A 20,343-nucleotide genomic window follows, 5' to 3' on the forward strand; every position below is an offset into this window, starting at 1 on the left:
GCCGGGGGCCGGTTGGGCCCGCATCCGGCGGTTGCAGGCTGTGGATATCGGGCGTGGAGGCAGCGCTCAGGTCAGGTGTGTGAGGAGGAGGGAGTTGATCCTCTCCGGATGCGAGTAGGTGACCAGGTGGGCGGCGTTCTCGAGGATCTCGAGGTGGGCGCCGGGGATCGTGCTCGCGAGCGGGATGACGGTCTCGGGCGGGACGGACGCGTCCTGCTCGGCGGTGACGATCAGGGTCGGCGCGGTGATGTCGGCCAGTTTCGGGGCGAGGTCGAGGGTGCTGAGGGCCTCGCAGCAGGCGGCGTAGCCCTCGTCGCTGGTGTTGAGCAGCTGGCCGCGGATCGTCTCGACCTCGTCGGCGTGCGCCTCGGCGTACTCGGGCAGGAACCAGCGACCGAGGGTCGCCTCGGTGATCGCCTGAGTGCCGTCCTTGCGGACCTGGGCGGCGCGGTCGATCCAGGTCTGGGCGTTCGCCGCCGGGTTGACCGGTGGGCAGAGGAGTGCGAAGCGGTGGAAGCGGTCGGGGGCGTTCTGGGCCAGCCAGAGGCCGACCGCGCCGCCGAGCGAGATTCCGACGTACGACGCCTGCTCGGTCTGCGTGGCGTCGAGCAGCTCTAGCACGTCGTTGCCGAGGTCGTCGATCGTGTACGGGCCGGGCGGCGCATCGGAGGCGCCGTGGCCGCGGTGGTCGAAGGCGATCACCTTGTGGGTCCTGGCGAGGGTGTCGGCCTGAGGCGCCCACATCGCGTGGTCGGTGCCCAGCGACGAGGCCAGCAGCACTACGGGCGCGTCGTCGGGGCCGGTCGTCTGGTGGTTGAGCCGCATGCTGTTCACCTTAGGGGCGGTGCTAGCTTTCGCGGCATGTCTGAGGGTGTCCCAGGTCTGAGCGGTGTCGTCGAGCTCGCCACTGTCGTTCGCAACGGGTTCGTCGAGAGTCGGCATTTCGGGATGGCGGTCGCGCTGTCACCAGCTGGTACGACGCTGTTCGCCGCGGGCGACGTTGATGCGGTGATCCTGCCGCGGTCGACCGCCAAGCCGCTGCAGGCGGTCGGGACGCTCGTGGCCGGGGCTGTGCTGGACGGGCCGGCGACGGCGATCGCTGCGGGGAGCCACACGGGCGAGGACCGGCATGTTGCGGTGGTCGATCGCATTCTGGCGGCCGCTGGGCTCGATCGGTCTGCGTTGGGTTGCCCAGTGGATCGGCCGGAGGACGAGGAGACTCGCTTCCGGCTGATCGCCGAGGGGGTCGCGCCGGACGCCGTACGGATGAACTGTTCGGGCAAGCATGCGGCGATGCTGCTCGGTGCGGTCGCGCTGGGTAGCGCGACCTCCGGTTACCTCGATCCCACCTCCCCCGTCCAGCAAGCCGTCCAGCGCGAGATCGAACGGTTGACCGAGGCAACCACCGGCATCGTCACCGTCGACGGCTGCGGTGCTCCCCTGCTCGGCATGCCCCTGACCGGCCTCGCCCGCGCCTTCAGCCTGCTGGCCACCGCCGCCCCGGGCACCCCCGACCACCAGGTCGCCACCGCGATGCGCGAACACCCCGAGTACGTCGGCGGCCGCGGGCACCTCAACACCGACACGATGCGGCTGCTGCCCGGCGTACTGGCCAAGGGCGGCGCCGAAGGCGTCATCGGCATGTCCACCCCCGACGGCCACGCGGTCGCCGTGAAGGTCATCGACGGCAACCCGCGCGCGACCACCGCCCTCGCGCTCACCCTGCTGGAGAAGTGCGGCGCCGACGTGTCAGCCGCGGAGCAGCTGCGCCACGTCCCCGTCCTCGGCGGCGGTCAGCCGGTCGGCGAGATCCACCTGACCATCTGAATCGCGACTTTGAGCACGGCTCAGCCGTCGCCGCGCCCGTTTGGTGGCTGAGCGGTGCTCAAAGCCGGCTCTTGGCTAGCGGTAGAGCGCGAGGGCGCCCGTCAGCGAGTCGACTGCCGCGCGTGGGCCGTACAGCCCGAGGCCGAGGTACTCCAGGTCCTCCGGCTTCGTCCCGCTCAGCGTCGCCGTGTACTGCTCGTACGTCCGCGAGCGCTGCGCGACCTGGTTCATGTCATGGACCGTGATGTCCTCGCGCGCGGCGGCCTGAGCGCGGAGCTCGCGGAGCTGCTCCCCCGATGCGCGCAGCACCGGGATCGGGTGAGCGCTCATCCCCTCGTGCACCGCCCCGGAGGCATCTCCCGCCGGTGGGCCCACGACGCCGTCGTGATGGTGGCCGAGCGCGACGCCGAGCAGCGCCGCCGTGTTCAGCGCGACCCCGACCGGAGCTTCGGCCGCGAGCACGACCACCATCTTGTTCGCCAGCATGCCGCCGTCCCTTTCACCTACCCAACAGATCGGCGCCAACGCTAGCCAGGCGTACGCCGTACTCGCTGGGAAACCGAACGATGTTCGGCGCAGGCGGCACACTGGTCGGTATGGACGAACTTGATACGGCGCTGCTGCGGATCCTGCAGAACGACGCACGCCGCACCAACCGCGACATGGCCGCCGAGCTCGGGATCGCGCCGTCGACCTGCCTGGAGCGGATCCGCGGGCTGCGTGAGCGCGGGGTGATCAGCGGGTACCACGCCGCGGTCGACCTGGCGGCGATCGACCGGTCGACGCAGGCGATCATCTCGATCAAGCTGCGCCCGCAGGCGATGGCCGTCGCGACCGCGTTCCAGGACTACGTGCAGAGCCTGCCGCAGACGCTGGCGATGTTCATGGTGTCGGGGGCGTCGGACTTCCTCGCGCACGTCGCGGTGAAGGACACGCAGGCGCTGCGCGACCTGGTGCTGCAACTGGCCAAACGGCAGGAGATCGGGGACATCCGGAGCTCGGTGGTGTTCGAGCATCATCGGCGCACCACGGTGATGCCGCTGCCGCAGCGGTGAGCAGGGCCTGGTGGTCGCGTCACGGTGTGATGGGCGGCGGTGATCCGCGTGGCGCTGGGCAGCGTCGGATGGTGGGCGGTTGGGTTTGGGGGCCCGCCGCCGGTCGAGCTGGGGCCGCCGCACCGGCGGGGTCAGCTCGCCGAGCACCGGCGGCGGGTGGCTCGCCGGAGGAGCGGCGTACCGCGGTACGTCGAGGAGACGGGTTCGCGGTACGTCGTCGGTGGCCCGGCGCCTGGGTGCCGCCTGGGGCGTGACCGTGGGCGCCGGGACCGGCGGGCCGGGGTACGCCAGAGGGGACCGGCGTACCGGCGTACGCCGGGAAGGGGGTTCGGCGTACGTGATGAAGACAAGACAGCGCGGCCGGACGTGACAGTTCCGGGAAAAAACAGGTGTTTGATCGTGGCGCCGTGGAGGTTCGTGGGTGGTGGCTGGCAGGGTCGTGGTCATGGCTTCGAACTTGGACTGCCTTGGGCTCGGGGTGGATTCGCCGGAAGCGTTCGCGGATCTCGTCGATCGGATCGGGTCGCAGGCTGCGGTGGTCGGGCGTGCTGAGGACGGGCTGGAGGTGCGGCGGTGGGAGGACCCGTCGGGGGCTCGGCTGGTGCTGACGGTTAGGAAGCGCGGGATCTTGCAGGTGACGCCTTCGTTCGGTGGGGAGCGGGTGGTTCGGCTGGGTGAGCTGCGGCGGGCGGGTGGGGAGGCTGCGGTTGCTGATGTGGTTGAGGGTGGGGAGACGGTCACTCGGTTGGCGATCGAGGTCGAGGAGTTGGCGCTGCTGGGCGAGGGGACGCACGCTGGGCTTGCTTGTGTTGTTGGGCTGGCTCCGGAGGTGCGGATCTTTGCGGATGCTGAGGCTTTCGCGGGCTCGGATGCGAGTCTGCTGTCCGATGGGGATGCTGGGCCGCGGCCTGAGCACTATGAGCCTGAGTGGGTGTGGCCGCCTCGGATGGCTGCTGAGTCGTTCATACCTAGTGGGATGTTCGGGGGTGAGGCGGCGGTGCAGCCGATGGGTCTGCTGAACGGCAGGGTGCGGTACGCGGAGCGGCGGACGACGATGCTGACCGGGCAGGACTTTGTGGTTGCTCGTGTGGTGACTGCTGGGTTTGAGGTTGAGGTGTGTTTTCCTGCGGGGGTGGCGGCTCCGCTGCCGGGGGCGATCGTCAGTGCGAATGTGTTTTTGACTGGGTCGTTCGAGCTCGCGGTTCCGGAGCCGCGGCGGCGGTGGTTCAAGCGGCGCTGAGAGTTCGCGGTACGACGAACGGCTGGGGCTGGGGTTGCTTTTCGGCTGACCGGCGGGGGTTGAGGTTGCTGGTGGGGTGACCGGCGGGGGCTGGGGTGGCTTTTCGGCTGACCGGCGGGGGTTGGCGTACGTAGGTCGGGTGCGGGTGGTTCCAGCCTCGCGGCGCCGGCTGCGGGTTTGCTGTTGGGTGCGGGTAGGTGCCACCTGTGAACTTCTCGCCTACCTCCCACCGCTGACCAGGTACAGGCGCGCTGTTTGGGCGAGAAGTCAGCAGGCGTCACCTTGGGGTGGGCCAAAGCCCTACACACCTTTGGCTTCGGTGGTGGGCCTGCCGTGGCTGGGGTTGGCTGTTGGCTGACCGGTTGTGGCTTGGGTTAGATCTCGTGTGTTCGTAGGTGAATGTTTTGCAGCAGGCCTATGGCTAGCAGGCCTGCGAACATTGACGAACCGCCGTACGACACGAACGGGAGTGGTAGGCCTGTTACCGGCATGATGCCTAGGGTCATGCCGATGTTTTCGAAGGCCTGGAAGGCGAACCAGCAGACGATGCCGGTGGCTACCAGGCGGTCGAAGGCGTCTCTGGCGTTGACGGCGATTCTGAGGCCTCGCCAGAGGATGAGGGCGAAGAGGGCGATGATGGCGCCGGCGCCGATCAGGCCCAACTCCTCGCCGGCGACGGTGAAGACGAAGTCGGTGTGTTGTTCGGGGACGAAGGCGTTCTGGGTTTGGGAGCCGTGGAAGAGGCCTTGGCCGAAGACGCCGCCGTTGCCGATGGCGATGCGGGCCTGGTTGACGTTGTAGCCGATGCCTTGGGGGTCCTGGGAGGGGTCGGCGAAGGCGGTGAAGCGGGCTAGTTGGTATTCCTTCAGGACGTTGAACTGGATGGCCAGGGTCGCGATCAATACCGCTGCTGTGACCAGGCCCAGCATCCAGCGTTTGGGGACGCCTGAGACCGCGATGATGCCGAAGACGATGGAGCCGAGGACCATCACTGTGCCCAGGTCTGGTTGGAGCATGACCAGGAGAACTGGGACTGCTGCGACTGCGATGGCTTGGGCTACGTCGATGGTGCGGGCGTTTTCGCGGTGGTTGGTTTCGCCTTTTTCGGCGATGAGCAGGGCCATGCCGACGATGACGGCCAGCTTGGCGAACTCGCTGGGTTGGACCGACATGCCGGGGAGTTGGATCCAGGAGCGGGAGCCGTTGATGACGGCGCCTACGCCTGGGACCAGGACGAGGATGAGGCCCAGGAGGGACGCTACGTAGAGCAGGGGCGCGAGGATTCTCAGGCGGCGGTGGTCGGTTACTGCGGCGCCTACTGCTAGTACTGCGCCGATGGCGAAGTTGAGGGCGTGGCGGAAGAGGTAGGCCCTCGGGTGGCCGTCGGTGAGGGACGTGCGTTGGTAGGTGGCCGACCAGACGAGGAGTGCGCCCAGGAACGCCAGAGCCAGTACGCCGAGGACCAGGACCCAGTCGGCTTGCCAGAGGGCGCCTCGGCGGTCGGTGCGGGAGCGGACCGGGCGCATGGTGAGGAGGCTCATGCGGTCACCTTCGGCGCGCTCATGGGGTCTTCTTCGTGGCCGGTGGGGCGGGCGGCTTGATGTTGTAGAGAGTTTCGTAGATGTGGCGGACGGCCTCGCCGGAGGCGCCCGAGCCGGTGCCGGCCTGGCTGATCATCATCACCACGGCGTACCGGTCGGTGTACGACGCGAGCCAGGACGTCGTCTGCTTGCCGTAGACCTCGGCGGTTCCGGTCTTGGCGCGGACCGGGATCTTGTCGAGGGGGAAGCCGTTGAACTTCCAGGCCGCCGTACCGGAGCGGACGGTCTCGCGCAGGGCCCTGTCGATGTAGCGCAGGTTCGCGGCGGGGACCGGCAGGCGGGCAGCGATCGTGCTCGGGATCGGCTTGGCCTTGCCGTTCGGGCCGATCACCTTCTGCGCGACCCGCGGCTCCCAGAGGATGCCGCCGTTGGACAGCGCCGAGTAGACGGTCGCGAGCTGGATCGGGGTCAGCGTGGTGTCGCCCTGGCCGATCGCGAAGTTCACCGCGTCACCCGCGCGGTACCGGTACCCGTCGGCGCAGAACTCGCGGGAGAACTGCTTCAGGAACGACGACGTGCCCGCGGGCGGCGCGTCGGCCAGCTTGCAGTAGTAGTCCTTCTGCGCGTCGTAGTACGACTTCTTCCACTTGCGGTCCGCGATCCGCCCGGACGCCTCGCCGGGCAGGTCGATCCCGGTCGCCTTGCCGAGCCCGAACTTCTTCGCCATCTCGACCAGCGGGTCGACCGCGTTGATGTCGCCGGAGTTGCCGCCCTCCTTGAGCCACAGGGCGTAGGCGATCCGGTAGAAGAACGTGTCGCAGGACAGCGCGAGCGCACGGTCGAACCCGATCATCCCGTACGACGCGGACTCGTAGTTCTTGAACCTGCGGTTCCCGACCTCGAAGAACGACGAGCAGTCCAGCCGCGTCTTCTGGCTGTACCCCGCACCCAGCGCGGCCGCGGTCGTGATCGGCTTGAACGTCGATCCCGGCGCCAGCTGACCCTGCAACGCCCGCGACAGCAGCGGCGTCCCCGACTGCGGCGAGTACAGCGCGTCGAGCTCGCGCTGCGAGATCCCGCCGACCCAGACCCCCGGGTCGTACGACGGGTAGCTGGCCATCCCGACGATGTGCCCGGTCTTGGTGTCCATCACCACGGCCGCGCCCGAGTCGGCGACGTAGTTGCGTTTGGTGATCTTGTCGTACTGCTTGCGCGCGGTCATGATCGCGCCGCGCAGCTCCTTCTCGACCGACGCCTGGACCCGCGCGTCGATACTGGTCACCAGCGTCGAGCCGGGCACCGGCGCGGTCTGCTTCACCGTCCCGGTCGTGTACCCGACGGCGTCGACGCTGACCGTCTTCAGCCCGGGCGCGCCGCGCAGCATCGCGTCGTACGTGCGCTCGACGCCGGCCCGGCCGACCAGGTCGGAGCGGTGCGGCACCGGGTCCTGCCCGGCGGCGTCGATCTTGTCGAGCTCCTCGGTGGTGATCGGCGACAGGTACCCGAGGATGTGCGCCGCGTTCACCCCGTACGGCGCCGGGTACGCGCGCAGCGCGGCCGACTCGGCGGCCACTCCCGGGAAGTCCTCGCGGCGCTCCATCACCTCGATCGCGACCTGCTCGCTGACGTCCTTGGCGACCGGGATCGGCTGGTACGGCGAACCGTTCCAGCAGGCCGGCGGCTTGGACGCGCCCGGCTCGCCGCAGAGCTTGGTCCGCGCGGTCAGGTCGGCGGGCTTCTGGCCGAGCACCTTCGCGAGCCGGCCGAGCACGTTCTCCTGCTGCTGGTCGGGCAGCTTGGCCAGCACCGACCGGTCGACCGAGATCACCAGGGACACCCGGTTGCCGACCAGCGTCCGGCCGGCGGCGTCGACGATCGTGCCCCGCGGCGCCGGGGTGAGCACGTCGCGGGTGCGGTTGTTGTCGGCGGCGTTCGCGTAGCTGTCGCCGACCATGACCTGCAGGTACCACAGGCGGCCGAACAGCGTGCAGAACAAGGAGAAGACCAGGACGCCGATCACGAACAGGCGCATCCGGGCCTTCAGCGGCGCGGGGTTGAAGCTGTCGAAACTCATGGCAGGACCCGGCGCCGTTCACGCGCGGGCAGCACGCGCCGCATCACCCAGAGCACGATCGGGATCACCACGATCGCGCCGACCACGTCGTACCCGGCGGCGATGCCGAGGCGGACGCCGAACTCGTTCCAGTCGACAGCCGGGTCGTGCAGCAGCGAGCCGGTCGCGCAGTACAGCAGCAGCGACAGCGCGGCGCCGAGCACGACCGTCCCCGCGACGCCCACCGGGCCGACCGGCCCGGCCGAGGTCTCGCGGCGGATCAGGCCGGCGACGTACCCGCTGACGGCCAGCGCGAGCGCCCAGCGACCGGCCGTGTGGTCGGCGGGCGGGACGATGTCGAGCATCAGGCCGCCGGCGAAACCGCAGATCGCACCCCACTCGGGCCCGCGGGCCAGGGCGAGGCCGACCACGACGATCATCACCAGGTCGCACACGACGCCGGCCACCGCGATGTGCGGCAGCAGCGAGGTCTGGACGGTGACGGCGACCATCAGGAACAGGGCGGCGAGCGCGATCCGGAGCGGGATCATGTCAGCGCCCCTGCTCGGGCGTGACGACGCCGCGCGGCGGCCGGGCCGGCGGGCCGGTGACCACGCCGACGGTGTCGATCCGGGTCGGGTCGACGAACGGCTTCACCGTCGCGGTCGACCCGAGGGTGCCCTGGTTCGGCGTGACGGAGGTGACCGTGCCGATCGGGACCCCCGGCACGTACGGCGCGTTGCCCTTCGAGCCCCAGGTGACGATCCGGTCGCCGACCTTGGGCCGGGCCCGCAGGTCGACCAGCTTGTAGTCCATCGTGCCCGACGTCTCGCCGCGGCCGGACAGGAAGCCGAGCGCGAGCGTCGAGTTCAGCCGGCCGCCGACGGTCGAGTTCCGGTCGCCGATGAGCAGCACCGTGGCGGTCGCGTCGGTCGCCCGCACGACGCGGCCCACCAGCCCGTCCCCGTTCAGTACTGTCATGTCCGGTCGTACTCCGTCCGCCGTTCCGGCATCGATGGTGACTGTGTGGTTGAAGCTCTGCGCACTGCCGATCCCGATCACCCGGGCCGGGGTCACCGTGTACTTCGGTGCGACCTTCAGCAGCCGGTCCAGCTCGGCGGCCCGGTTGCGTGCGTACTCGGTGGTGCGCAGTTCCTCGGTGAGTTTCTCGTTCTCCGCTTGAAGTTTTTCGTTCTCGCTCTTCAAGGTATCCACTTCGGCGAACCGGTCGCGGAGTTCGTCCACAGGCTGCCGGGCCGACGTCGCGCCGGACTCCAGCGGACCGAAGACGGCCGCGGCGGCGTGCCGCAGCGGGTCGACCGGGGAACCGGCCGAGCGGCGCGCGTCGAGCACGATCAGGGTCAGCGAGGCCAGGATCACCAGGACCAGCACGGTCCGGCGCCGGCGGATCTCGCGAGGCAGCCCGGCGGCGCGGACCAGGCCTCTCGCGGGGGTGCCGAGGTCTTTGAGCATGGGTCCAGGGTTCAGCGGCGGTTGTCGGTGACGAGGATGCGGTTCAGGGTCTCGATGTTGTCCACGCACTTGCCGGCGCCGAGCACGACGGCGTCCAGCGGGTTCTCCGCGACGTGGATCGGGATGCCGGTCTCGTGCCGCAGCCGCTCGTCCATGCCCTTGAGCAGCGCACCGCCGCCGGTCAGCACGATGCCGCGGTCGACGATGTCGCCGGCCAGCTCGGGCGGGGTCTTGTCCAGGGTCGCCTTGACCGCGTCGACGATCGCGGTGATCGGCTCCTCGATCGCCTGCCGGATGCTGGCCGAGGAGACCTTCACGGTGCGCGGCAGGCCGGAGACCATGTCCCGGCCGCGGATCTCCGAGTCCGGTCCGTCGGCGGTCGGGAAGGCCGAGCCGATGGTCATCTTGATCTGCTCGGAGGTGGCCTCGCCGAGCATCAGCGAGTACTCCTTCTTGCAGTAGTTCACGACCGCCTTGTCGATGGCGTCCCCGGCGACCCGGATGGACTGCGAGGTGACGATGCCGCCGAACGAGATCACCGCGACCTCGGTGGTGCCGCCGCCGATGTCGACGACCATGTTGCCGGTGGCGTCGCGGACCTCGAGGTTCGAGCCGAGCGCGGCGGCCATCGGCTCCTCGATGATGTAGACCTTGCGGGCGCCGGCCATGTACCCGGCGTCGCGGACGGCGCGCTGCTCGACCGCGGTGATCCCCGACGGCACGCAGACCACGATCCGCGGCTTCGCGAAGTACCGGCGCCGGTGCACCCGCTGGATGAAGTAGCGCAGCATCTGCTCGGCGGCGTCGAAGTCGGCGATCACGCCGTCCTTGAGCGGGCGGATGGCGGTGATGTTGCCCGGTGTCCGGCCGATCATCTTCTTCGCCTCGTGCCCGAACGCGACCGCCTCGCGCGGTTCGTCGGTGCGGGTGGCGACCACGGACGGCTCGTTCAGCACGACGCCGCGGCCCCGGACGTAGACCAGGGTGTTCGCCGTACCGAGGTCGACCGCCATGTCTCGGCCGAGCATGCTGTTCGCCATGCAGGCCCCCTCCCGCCGCTCGGGTCCCGGGTTCTCAGGCTAAGCGCGGACCAGTCGCCTCCCAGGGACCGACACGACTCCGTCCGTCCGGAACAGATCGTATCGGTCCCCTCACTGAGCGGGTCGAGCGGCTATCCGGTCATCGCTGGCCCCCGGTCCACTCCGGGCTGTTGACGATCAGACCGAGGCCCAGCATCGCGTAGCTCCAGGGCTTGGCCAGCCTGATGCGGTCGACGTAGTTCAGCCCGTACGCCGCGGGCAGGGCGAGGACCTTGCCGAGTCCAAGCGTCAGGCCGCCGGTCACCAGCTGCACGCAGGACATCGTCTGTCCTGAACCGCTGCTTCCGCAGCCGATGCCGTCCTTGACCATCGAGGTCATGCCCAGGATGGTCGCGATCGGCCACAGCGGCGGAATGAAGACCGCTCCCACGCCCACGACACCGGTGATGGTGCCGAGGTGGTTCCAGATCCAGGGGATCAGGTTCGGGGAGTGCGCGCCCTGCGAGGCCAGGATCAGGCGATGGGCCACCGCGATCTGGCGGTCGTTGCAGTCCATCAGCGTGGCGCCGTACTGGTCGGCGTTGCAGGCGTTCTCCAGGGCGTAGCGGCGCCCGTCCTTGTCGTAGTACCAGATGTCGGACGGGTCGTCCCACAGATCCTTGTCCTTGATCTTCGCCCGGCGGTCGGCGACCGAGACCGGCTTCGGCTTGGCCTTGGGTCGCGGCGGCTTGTACTTCTTGGCCTTCGTGTACCCGCAGTTGCCGAAGATCGTGCTGTAGACGCCGAACTTGCTCTTGGTGCAGTAGTCGCCGTAGTGGCGGGTCGTGGTCCGCTTCTTGCCCTTCGGCCCGTAGACCCCGGCGTCGACCGACTTGCCCCCGTCCCCCTCGAAGTACTTCAGGCCGTCCGGGTCGGTGAAGGTGGTCGGGCTGTTGTTGGCGTAGGCGTAGGCGTTGAGCTGCTGCGGGTCGTCGGGGTCTATGACCGGGTCGACGGACAGGAAACGGCCGAGGGCCGGGTCGTACTCGCGGGCGCCGAGCCTGGTGAGGCCGGTGTCGGCGTTGGGGGTGCCGCCGACGAAGGCCCGGGAGCCTCCGGTCCAGGCGGGTGTGGCGCCGCGTGGCTGGCCGAACAGGTCGAAGCGGCGCGGCGTGGCCACCTGGCCGGTGTCGGTCACGGCGAACTGTGCCGTGCCGTTGCGGTCCGCGACGGTCCAGGTGAAGCCCGCACCCGTGCGGGTGCCGATGCCGTCGTAGTACCGGGTGCCCTTGGCGACGCCCGTCGCGGCGCTGACGGTGAGTTCCCCACTCGCGACGAACAACGTGGACGAGCCGGCGTCGCGCCGGATCAGCTGGTTGCCGTCGGCGTCGTAGACGTACTGCGTGTCACCGACTGAGGCGAGCAAGCCCTCGTCGTCCCACGTGAGAGTCTGCGGCGCCCCGGACGGCCCCGGCCGGGTGACGGTGTTCCCGGCCGCGTCGTAGCCGAAGGTGGCCGTCTTGGCGCCGGCGGTCGTCGAGCTGACCGCGTGCGGCCGGTCGGCGTCGTTCCCCGACACCGGGTAGGCGTACGTCGTCGACAGGTCGGCCGCGCCGCCGACGCCCTTGTCGACGCGTTGGGTCCGGTTCCCGAGGACGTCGTACCCGAACTCCTGCCAGTACGGCGCCGGACCCCCGACCGTGGCCGCGGACGGGCCGGCCGCGCAGTCGTCCGTCGCCGTCCACGCGGCCTTCACGCGCCGGAGGTGGTCGTACCGGACGCACTGGGTGTCGGTGGGGCTCCCGGGGATGACGTCCGTCGTCTTCAGCACGTTGCCCATCTGGTCGTAGCTGTAGCCGAGCTTGTCGAGCATCACCGTCCCGTTGAGCCACTTGTCGGTCTTCACCTCGCTCAACCGGCCAGTGCCCTCCTCGTACATCAGGGTCCGCCAGTACCTGCGGGCCTCCGCCCCGAGCTCCAACTGGGTCACCTGCCCGAGACCGGTGTACTCGGTGTCGGTCACGTAGGGCAGCAGACCCGTGGTCCGGTCCGCCATGCCGTAGGCGTCGTACTGGTACGAGATGCTCTCCGCCGGTACGTCGCCCAGCTTCGGCAACCGCGTCGACCGCGGGCTGCCGTCGGCGGCGTAGGTCATCGTCGTCTCGTAGCTGCCGGCCAGCGGACCGGACGGGACGGTGACCTTCTCCCCGGTCGGTCGGCCCGCCGCGTCGTACCCGGTCACCGCGCGCACGTACGCGTCGGTCCCGACGCGCCGGGTCGACGAGGTGAGCGCCCCCATGGACAGGGTGTCGTAGGTCCACTCGGCAACCACCGTGCCGCCGATCCGTGACGCGGTCCGGCGGCCGAGCTCGTCGTACGCCGACGCCAGCGTCCGCCCGCGGGCGTCCTTGGTGGTCAGCAGCTGCCCGGCGTCGTCGTACGTCATCTCGCTGATGCCCTTGTCCGGGTCGTCGGCACGGATCTTCCGGCCGAGCACGTCGTACTCGTACCGCCAGTTGTTGCCGGCCGCGTCGGTGATCCGGGCCAGGTCACCACCTTTGGTGTACCCGTAGGTCGTCGTGGTGGCCGGCGTGGTCGTCGTCCGCCCCTCGTACTGGATCCGCTCCGTCACCTGGTCCCGGGCGTCCGTGACCGTCGTGGACAACGTCCCGCCGTTCGGGGGCAGGACGGTGACCCGGTCACCGCCGTACGTCGTGGAGGTGGACCACTGGGCGACGTTGTTCTTCGCGTACGTCTCCGTCAGCTGCCGCTCCGCGCCGTCGTAGGTCAGCACGGTCGCGGTGGGGACCAACGTGGGGTCGGGCTTGAACAGTGTCGTGCCAGGCCCCGCGTCGCTGTTGTAGTACCCGGGCCGCTTGACCCAGGCCAGCCCGCGGCTGTTGTACTCGACGTCGGACAGGATCCGGCCGCCCACCGGGCTCGGCGTCTGCGTCTGCCGGGTCCGGAGGAAGCCGTCCAGCAGGTTGTACGACGCCACCTGGGTGTCGTTGGCCTTGACCATGGTGGTCTTGACCCAGTTGGGCCCACCGCTCTGCCGTACGCCGTACTCGAACTGCAGGTCCGGAGTCTGCAGCGCCACGTCCCGGCCCGGCTTCCACACCTTCGCGAGCCGCCCGAGAGCGTCGTAGCGCACGGTGGTGGTCCGCGGCTGGGCGTCCTGCTGCTCGAGCGGCAGGCCCCAGGCCGGCTTGAGCGTCTCCGTGCTGACGTGCCCGGCGGGGTTCGTCCGCGTGGTCCGGGTGGTGAGGCCGAACGTCTCGGTGTACGCGGTCGTCGACAGCCGGCCGATCGCGTCGCGCTCCTCGGTCGCCCGGCCGAGGGCGTCGTACTTCGTCGTACCGGTCGTGACGTAGCCGGCCACTCCGGCGGCGTAGGACTTGGCCTCCTCGGTCCTGGTCACGTCACCACGCAGCGGCGCAGCACCGAAGGCAGCCCCGTCGTACGACGTGCGGCTGTCCGAGATCGCGTCAGCGGGTAGCGACGGCGTGGCCCCGCACGCGACGCCGACGGTCCGCTGTGCGCTCGGCAGGTCGACCAGCAGAGCAGCGGTGTTGGGCACATACGTCGTCGTCGTGCAGCGGTCGTCGGCGGCGGTGGAGACGTCGCCCAGATCCTCGACCCGCGTCGCGTTGCCGTACTGGTCATAGGTGCTGGAGACCTCGGTACGGCGGACGCCTCCGGCGGCCAGCGGCGTCCGGGTCCGGACCTTGACGTCCTCGACCTGGTAGGCGCGGTCAGAGCCGTTCGTGGCGGTCAGCCGGGACCAGGGGTCGTGGATCTCCGCGCCGACCTCGCCGTACCCGACGCCGTTGTAGGTGATCTGCTCCCGCAGGAAGCCCGCGTACTGTTCCAGGTCGTCGAGCGACGTGCCGGTGGAGTCGACGATGCTCGCGGTCCTGGTGCCGCCCGAGGCCAGCTTGTCGCCGTGCATCCCACGGAAGTACTGGTACCGGGTCGCGGAGCGCCGGGCCTCGGGGTCCTGGGTGCTGCTGCCCTTGACCACCACCACCTTCTCGTAGCCGCGCCAGCTCGACCAGGTGCGGTACTTCGCCTCCACGAGCGGGTTGTCGTTGTAGGCCCAGGCCGCCGGCCCCTCGTAGACGTAGGCGGTCAGGACGTCCTTGGCGTCCGTGACGAGGTCGTGCTCGGTGACCGTGGACACGACGTACTTGTGGAACCAGTTGTCGCGCGGCTCCTGCTCCGGAGGCAGCGTCCACTTCACCGGGAAGCAGCGCTTCTGGTTGCCGTCGGCCGACGTCGGCAGCGCGCCGGGCGCACAGTCCGGGGCGGCGTAGGCGATGGTGGTCTCACCGCCCGACTCGGTGGTGATGCTGTTGATCCGCGGTTTGTAGAGCGCCGGCATGTCGTCGGTCGGGGTGTCGACCCGGTTGGCCAGCAACTTCGGGGTGAACTTGACGGCCGGCAGGTCGATCGCGCCGCCGGTGACGCCGGTGCCGGTGACCACTCCGCTGTGGCCGATGCTGTCCAGCCAAAGCCCGGCCGCGGTTCCGTCCCCCGGTTTCACGTAGCTGTGGGCCAGGTTCCACCGCTCGACGTCCTCGTAGCTGCCGCCGCCCTTGGAGATCCGGGTCGTCACGCTGCCGAGCCGCTTGGTGGACCAGAACGTCGGCGAGACCTGGTCCGGACAGGTCGCGGCGGTGCATTCCAGGTCCCAGGGAACGTCCGGCCACGCGGCTCCGGTGGTGTGGGTGCCGCAGGCCTGGCCGGGCACGCACCGGTCCTGGCTGGTGAAGACCACCTGGGCCGGCGCGTCGCCGTACGCCGTGGCCTTGGTGGTGCCGTAGTCGATCCGCTGCAGCACACCGCCCCGGACGTACGTCGCCTTCGTGGTACCGAGGTTCTGCCCGTAGGCGTTGGACTCGACGTCGTAGAAGTAGCTCATCGTGTTGCCGTGCGGATCGACGACGTGGTCGAGGTTCCAGCGGTACGCCTGCTGGCAGGCCGACGCCGCGAAAGTGGCCTGGTGGCAGGGCTCACCAGCGTCGTTGCCGAACACCGGGACGGTCCACGCGGACCGCGAGGTCTGCTTGCCGTCCGTCCACCCGGGGAGCCGGGCGAGGCCGAAGTAGTACTGCGTTCCGTCCGTGGTCGTCACCCGCCAGTACTCGCCGTTGTCGTCGCCGTTGACCGCGCCGGTGAGCTGCTCGATCTTGGTGCCGTCGTCGTTCTTCGGGTGCCAGGTGCCGTTCTCCCAGACCAGCTCACCCGACTGCGCACCGAAGGAGAGCGTGGCGTTCGAGGTCTCCCAGCACAGGTCACCGGTCTTCGTCTGGCCGTTGTTGCCGCCGAGGTCGACGGCGCAGGCCTTGTACGCGCGCTCGATGAACCCCGCGGACAGGTCCCAGCCCTCACCGACCCACGACGACTGGTTGTTGGTCGCGACCGTCCGGCCGTCGACGGACTGCGACGAGTACGTCGCGGCGACCTCCGGCGCGAGCCCGCCGGGAACCGGCGGCGTCCGGAACGGGTGGCTCCAGGTGAAGCCGCCGCTCGAGTTCGCGACCTGCCACTCGCCGGACGGCGCAAGGGAGGTCGCCTTGTAGTCGCCCGTGGATCCGCTGGGCGCCGCCGTCACCGCGAAGGTCCGGGCGGCGGAGTCGACGCCGACGTCGGCCGAGACCGACGCCGCGTCGGTGTCGTTGCTGACAGCAACGACACGCTGGCCGGGCTGTTCCGGTACGACGGTGAGCCGGGAGGCCCAGTCGCCGCCGAAGCGTTCCTTGAAGGCGCCGTAGTCGATGGTCACGCGCACCGTCCCGGCCGCGCCGGACGGTACCGGGTCGCCGGCCCGCTGGAGCGTGAACCGCAACTCGCCGGGCTTTCCGGGGGCGACTCGCACCCGGACCCGGTCGGGAGCGCCGGTACCGGCTCCACGCGGTGCGCCGATCCGCAGCGGCAGGGCTCCCGCCCGCGCCGGGACCGCCCCGGCGCGTGGGACCGCGAGTTCGGCGCTTCCCGCCGACGGCCAGTCGGTGCGCGGGGCCGGCTGGTCCGGCTGTACCCGCGCCGGCTCGGGGGCCGGCGCGAACGGCGTACCGGGGACGGAGGGAGTCCGTTGAGGATCCGGCCGCAGGGGACCGGACCCGGCCGGGCCCGGGGCTGACGGGGTCGCCTGGGCAGGCAGCACCAACCCGACCGCCAGCAGCCCGGCGATCGCCGGCACCGCGCGGCGGCGCCACTGAGTTCGCAACGTCATTCCTGGCCTCATCTCAGGGCTTCTGCACGAGGTAGCCGAGCGGACGGTCGACCGCCTGGTCCTCACACTTGGGATCGGTGGAGTCGAAGAGCTCGTTCCAGCTCGCTCGGCACCGGAACAACTGGCGGCTGACCACACCGCTGGGCGGCTCGGCCCAGAGATGGCCCGACGATCCGACCACCGTCTCGCCCTCGCAGTCGGGATCGGTCGAGCTGAAGGAGTCGTCGCCGGTGCGGCACTGCATCAGGGCCGTGGTCCCCGGCAGCTGTGGGATCGACAGGTAGCCGAGGACGCCCTCGGGTTTCGGGCTCCCGGCCGGTGCGCCCGTCGTCGACTGGTGGTCGTACGGTGCGCCGCTGGCGATGTGGCGGCTGAGCCCGGCGTACGCCTTGGTGTACCCGAGGGGGAACTCCATCGCGCCCTTGCCCTCGCAGTTGGCGTCGGTCGAGGCGAAGTGCGCGACGTTCAGGATGTAGCAGCGGTAGACCCGGACGGTCTCGACATCGGCCGGCTTGTCGATCCAGAACTGTCCGACCGGCCCGAGCTTCGTGTGGTTTCCGCAGGTCGGGTCGAGGAAGAAGTCGCGGGTGTTGTTGAGGCAGGAGTAGATCGTCCGCGTGCCCGGCGTACCGGCGGGAGCCGGAACGCCGAGGGAGCCCTCGAAGTGTGCCCCTGGTGGCACCGGCCCGGTGGTGACGATCCGGAGGCCGCTGCTGGTGGTGAAGTGGGACAGCTGCTGCCCGTAGCGGTTCGGCCGCGTGTTCACCCGCTCGCCGGACTCGGCGAGCACCTGGTCCTCGGTCTTGGTTCCCGTCCAGACGTGCACGTCGTCGACCTCGCCGAGGAACGGTGTCGCCGGCTGACCGGCCTGCTGTCCGGCTCCCACCCGGAAGGCGCCGTCGGCGGACGTCGTGACCGTAGCCGGAACGAAGCCGCCTTCCTGGAGCCCGTCCACGTGCAGCCGGATGTGTCCCATCGCCTGGTCGTAGACGGCGGTCAGCTGAGTCCACACGTTCGGCTGAGCCAGCTGGTCGGAATCCACCACCACAGTCGTTCCGGCGGCGGTCTGCACCGAGAACGACCACCTGTGGTTGTCCCCGCGGTAGCGCAGCTGCAGCCCGCTGGACTGCTGACCGTCCTGGCTCAGGATCGTTCGTGTCGTCCCGTCGGCGGCGTCGATCCGCACCCGGGCACTGACCGTGAAGCTGGAGTCCGTCCGGACCACCGGGCCGGCGGTGCTCGCCGTACCGCCGCTGCCGTCGAACCGCAGGCCTGCGGCCCCGACATCTCCGGTGCCGCGGGTGACGCCGGCCCCGAGGGTACCGAGCCGGTAGTTGCCGGAGGCATCCACGAGCGTAGCGGCGTCGCTCTCCTCGAACGGCCAGAACAGCTCCTCGACCGTCGGCCGGCCGGCCAGGTCGTCGATCTCGGGCTCGGACAGCGCCCGCTGGTAGATCCGGGCGTCGTCGATCGAACCCAGCCACTGGTTCGTCAGCGCCTTCTGGACCTGCGCGGCGCCGAGCTGGGCCAGTCCGGTGGCCTGCCACGGAGTGGAGTGGGCTGCCGTCCCCACCCGGACACCGTCGACGTACAGCCGGAGCTGCTTGGCCGCGTCGTCGAAGACGCCGACGAGGTGGGTCCAGCGGCCCGGGCTCGCGGGCGCGGTCGACTGCGCGACGTTGCGGGTCGCGGCGTCGGCGTTGGTCGCGGGCAGGACGAAGTTCCACCGCTTGGTGTTGCCGTTGTACTGCAGGAAGAACCCGCTGATGGTCGACCCGCTCTGGCTGACGGCGGTCCGGAACGTCGAGTCGGTCTGGTCGAGCTTCACCCAGGCCGACACCGAGAAGGATTTCCCGGTGTCGACCGCGGACCTGCGCGAGCTCGCGACGACGGCCGTGGAGCTGCCGTTGAACCACAGGGCGTCGCCGAGCCGGCCACCCCGCCAGCCGACCGCGCCGCTGCTGGGCAGCGTGCCGTCCAGCCGCGCCGGACTCTCGTCGGGAACGGCCGTGTCGGAGCCGTGGCCGTCCAGCTTCCAGTGCGCGACCGGCGGCGTGCCCCGGCCGACGGTGAACCGGTAGCTCGTCAGCGACGACGAGGGATTCTTCGCCTTGTCGACCGCACGAACGGTCAGCGTCTGCGGACCGTCCTCGGCCGGAGTGATCAGCGTCCGGGCCACGCCCTCCGCGCCGATCGCGACGTACCGCTCCTGCTGCGGCTGGCCGGGCTCGCCACCGGTGTCCGCGCCCTCCAGGGTGTAGATGAAGCCCGCGACGTCGGTGTCACGGCCGGAGGTGTCGCTGCCCGGCGCGAACTCGAAGCCTCCGGTGAAGCCGACCGCACCGCTGGCCGGGCAGGTCACCTCGTTCGGGCACCGGGTGTAGGTCGGTGACGTGACCTGCGGTGCGTACCTGGGAGCCTCCGTGTCGATGGTGACGTCGCACCACGCCGACGGCCCGGAGTAGTCGATACCGTCGTACCCCTCGACCTGCCAGGACAGCGCGCGGCCGTTGACGTTGTACTGACTCGGTACGTCGATGCTGAACCGGCCCGGGGAGTTCAGACCGTCCGTCGTGACCGTGTACAGCCGGGTGCTGCGGTTTCGCTCGTAGAGCGTGTACCTCGCGCGAACACTGCCCCCGTCGAGGTCCGCGGCCGTCGCCCACAGCCGGGGCCCGCGGCTCTGCCCGGGGGACGACAGCTGCGGGTTGATGCGGACCTCGTTCGCGCCGGTACCGCACGGCCTGTCGTTCTCCACCGTCAGCGCCGACGGAACCCCGGGCACCGTGTTGTAGGTGATGCTCAGCACCGGGTTGGTCGCGAACTTGCGCCAGTTCAACTGGTCCGACTCGTTCCCTGCGGTGAGCCGGACGGTGGTCGTCCGCAGGCCCGTCGACGGCCTGGTCGACCAGGTGGCCAGCGGCCCCGCGTCGTACTCGGCGTACTGCGCGGACGGGCACCCGGTCCGGCCCCCCGCGACGTTGCGGGTCTTCATGTCGATGTGCTGCGCCGGCTGGTTGTTCCAGGTGGTCTGGCTGCTGATCGCCCCGGTTCCCCACGCGGCGACCGGCATCTGGGTGCAGCTCGGCGAGTAGACGTTCAGCACGCGGAAAGTGCCACCGAGGATGTGCTTGCCGTTCAGCCAGCCGGTGTCGTACTGGAAGAACGACCGGGCGATGCCGATGCCGTTGCACCAGCCGTCGTTGTAGCACTGGCCGACCTTGGCGACGCCGTCGCCGTCGCCACCCCAGTACTTGTCCCCCGGGTAGCCGGAGAAGATCATCGCCCAGCCGGACAAGGCCGGCGCGGTCGGCTGACCGGCGGCCGTGAGGCTGGCCGTCAGCGTCCCGTTCGGGTTGGCGAGGACCTTCTTGGTGCTCGTCCGCTGACTGGTCACCTCGACCGGTTGACCGCTCTGACGTGCGTGCGCGAGTGCCTGTGCCTCCGTGGCGGTGTCCGGCGCGGCACGGCTCAGCGTCGGCGGTTGCGGCGTACCAGCCGCTGTCGTCACCGGCAGCACGAGCAGTGCCGCGAGTACGACGGACGCGGCGGCCGGCCTGCGGCGGCCGGTCCCCCACTTCCGTCCGGGCATGACGGTGTGCAACCCCACTGTTTCCTCCCCAGTCCCCGGCGGGGCGTTCGGCCCGCCGGGCTCAGGGTGGGGGACAGCGCTTTCAAAACTCTGTCAGAACGGCGAGGCCTGACCGACGGCGTGGGCGGACGGTCCGAAACGACGCACACCCCGCCGGTCCGCCGTTCCGAGTGGTGGGGGGGGGGGAAACCAGAGGGAACAAACGCCCCAACAACCCCCCCCCCCCCCCACCCCGGAAAAAAGCGACGCACTCCTCCCTCCTCCCCCTCCCCCACCCACACCCCCGCCCCACCCCTCGCCCACCT

The 20,343-nt window shown here is 70.1% G+C and carries 13 protein-coding genes; 4 read left to right on the forward strand and 9 right to left on the reverse strand.

Features of this window, described 5'->3' with window-relative positions; translation table 11 throughout:
* Positions 1 to 66 precede the first annotated feature (66 nt).
* Positions 67 to 825, reverse strand: a complete 759-nt coding sequence (gene pcaD, locus ACZ6Z4_RS34015; RefSeq protein ID WP_465574419.1) for a 3-oxoadipate enol-lactonase — start codon at positions 823 to 825, stop codon at positions 67 to 69.
* Positions 826 to 861: 36 nt separating this feature from the next.
* Between pcaD and ACZ6Z4_RS34020 the strand changes: the two genes are divergently transcribed.
* A complete protein-coding gene (locus ACZ6Z4_RS34020) occupies positions 862 to 1,827 on the forward strand; it encodes an asparaginase (RefSeq protein ID WP_465574422.1) in 966 nt (321 codons plus the stop codon).
* Positions 1,828 to 1,902: 75 nt separating this feature from the next.
* On the opposite strand, the gene ACZ6Z4_RS34025 is transcribed toward ACZ6Z4_RS34020, so the two are convergent.
* Positions 1,903 to 2,313, reverse strand: coding sequence for a DUF2000 domain-containing protein (locus ACZ6Z4_RS34025; RefSeq protein WP_465574425.1), 411 nt, complete (start codon positions 2,311 to 2,313; stop codon positions 1,903 to 1,905).
* 110 nt (positions 2,314 to 2,423) lie between these two features.
* Between ACZ6Z4_RS34025 and ACZ6Z4_RS34030 the strand changes: the two genes are divergently transcribed.
* The 3 genes from ACZ6Z4_RS34030 (at position 2,424) to ACZ6Z4_RS34040 (ending at position 4,122) form a co-directional block, all read left to right on the forward strand.
* Positions 2,424 to 2,882: an Lrp/AsnC family transcriptional regulator gene (locus ACZ6Z4_RS34030; protein ID WP_363676112.1), complete on the forward strand. Its 459-nt coding sequence runs from the start codon at positions 2,424 to 2,426 to the stop codon at positions 2,880 to 2,882.
* Between the two features lie 79 nt (positions 2,883 to 2,961).
* A complete protein-coding gene (locus tag ACZ6Z4_RS34035) occupies positions 2,962 to 3,252 on the forward strand; it encodes a hypothetical protein (protein WP_465574429.1) in 291 nt (96 codons plus the stop codon).
* A 75-nt stretch (positions 3,253 to 3,327) separates the two neighbouring features.
* Positions 3,328 to 4,122, forward strand: a complete 795-nt coding sequence (locus ACZ6Z4_RS34040) for a hypothetical protein (RefSeq protein WP_465574432.1) — start codon at positions 3,328 to 3,330, stop codon at positions 4,120 to 4,122.
* Between the two features lie 374 nt (positions 4,123 to 4,496).
* On the opposite strand, the gene rodA is transcribed toward ACZ6Z4_RS34040, so the two are convergent.
* From rodA to ACZ6Z4_RS34075, 7 genes are all read right to left on the reverse strand, one after another.
* Positions 4,497 to 5,663 carry a rod shape-determining protein RodA gene (gene rodA, locus ACZ6Z4_RS34045; RefSeq protein WP_465574435.1) on the reverse strand — a complete coding sequence of 389 codons (1,167 nt, stop codon included), beginning with the start codon at positions 5,661 to 5,663 and terminating at the stop codon, positions 4,497 to 4,499.
* A gap of 19 nt (positions 5,664 to 5,682) precedes the next feature.
* Entirely contained in the window at positions 5,683 to 7,737 is a 2,055-nt protein-coding gene (mrdA, locus tag ACZ6Z4_RS34050) for a penicillin-binding protein 2 (RefSeq protein WP_465574438.1), read from the reverse strand.
* Positions 7,734 to 8,267, reverse strand: a complete 534-nt coding sequence (mreD, locus tag ACZ6Z4_RS34055) for a rod shape-determining protein MreD (RefSeq protein WP_465574441.1) — start codon at positions 8,265 to 8,267, stop codon at positions 7,734 to 7,736. Before mreD ends, mrdA begins: the two co-directional genes overlap by 4 nt.
* 1 nt (position 8,268) lies before the next feature.
* Complete coding sequence (mreC, locus tag ACZ6Z4_RS34060; RefSeq protein WP_363676122.1) at positions 8,269 to 9,189, reverse strand: rod shape-determining protein MreC; 921 nt, start codon at positions 9,187 to 9,189, stop codon at positions 8,269 to 8,271.
* An 11-nt stretch (positions 9,190 to 9,200) separates the two neighbouring features.
* On the reverse strand, positions 9,201 to 10,229 hold the full coding sequence (gene mreB / locus ACZ6Z4_RS34065) for a rod shape-determining protein (RefSeq protein WP_273481446.1): 1,029 nt from the start codon (positions 10,227 to 10,229) through the stop codon (positions 9,201 to 9,203).
* A gap of 139 nt (positions 10,230 to 10,368) precedes the next feature.
* Positions 10,369 to 16,446 (reverse strand): RHS repeat-associated core domain-containing protein, encoded by a 6,078-nt coding sequence (locus tag ACZ6Z4_RS34070; protein ID WP_465574444.1) that lies wholly within the window; start codon positions 16,444 to 16,446, stop codon positions 10,369 to 10,371.
* A gap of 13 nt (positions 16,447 to 16,459) precedes the next feature.
* A complete protein-coding gene (locus tag ACZ6Z4_RS34075; protein ID WP_465574447.1) occupies positions 16,460 to 20,038 on the reverse strand; it encodes a LamG domain-containing protein in 3,579 nt (1,192 codons plus the stop codon).
* Positions 20,039 to 20,343: the final 305 nt, after the last annotated feature.

The organism is Kribbella sp. NPDC104740 (assembly GCF_055583505.1).

Coding starts and splice junctions, on each gene's coding strand:
- pcaD (WP_465574419.1), bottom strand. CDS start 825: ATGCGGCTCAACCACCAGACGACCGGCCCCGACGACGCGCCCGTAGTG.
- ACZ6Z4_RS34020 (WP_465574422.1), top strand. CDS start 862: ATGTCTGAGGGTGTCCCAGGTCTGAGCGGTGTCGTCGAGCTCGCCACT.
- ACZ6Z4_RS34025 (WP_465574425.1), bottom strand. CDS start 2,313: ATGCTGGCGAACAAGATGGTGGTCGTGCTCGCGGCCGAAGCTCCGGTC.
- ACZ6Z4_RS34030 (WP_363676112.1), top strand. CDS start 2,424: ATGGACGAACTTGATACGGCGCTGCTGCGGATCCTGCAGAACGACGCA.
- ACZ6Z4_RS34040 (WP_465574432.1), top strand. CDS start 3,328: ATGGCTTCGAACTTGGACTGCCTTGGGCTCGGGGTGGATTCGCCGGAA.
- rodA (WP_465574435.1), bottom strand. CDS start 5,663: ATGAGCCTCCTCACCATGCGCCCGGTCCGCTCCCGCACCGACCGCCGA.
- mrdA (WP_465574438.1), bottom strand. CDS start 7,737: ATGAGTTTCGACAGCTTCAACCCCGCGCCGCTGAAGGCCCGGATGCGC.
- mreD (WP_465574441.1), bottom strand. CDS start 8,267: ATGATCCCGCTCCGGATCGCGCTCGCCGCCCTGTTCCTGATGGTCGCC.
- mreC (WP_363676122.1), bottom strand. CDS start 9,189: ATGCTCAAAGACCTCGGCACCCCCGCGAGAGGCCTGGTCCGCGCCGCC.
- mreB (WP_273481446.1), bottom strand. CDS start 10,229: ATGGCGAACAGCATGCTCGGCCGAGACATGGCGGTCGACCTCGGTACG.
- ACZ6Z4_RS34070 (WP_465574444.1), bottom strand. CDS start 16,446: ATGACGTTGCGAACTCAGTGGCGCCGCCGCGCGGTGCCGGCGATCGCC.
- ACZ6Z4_RS34075 (WP_465574447.1), bottom strand. CDS start 20,038: ATGCCCGGACGGAAGTGGGGGACCGGCCGCCGCAGGCCGGCCGCCGCG.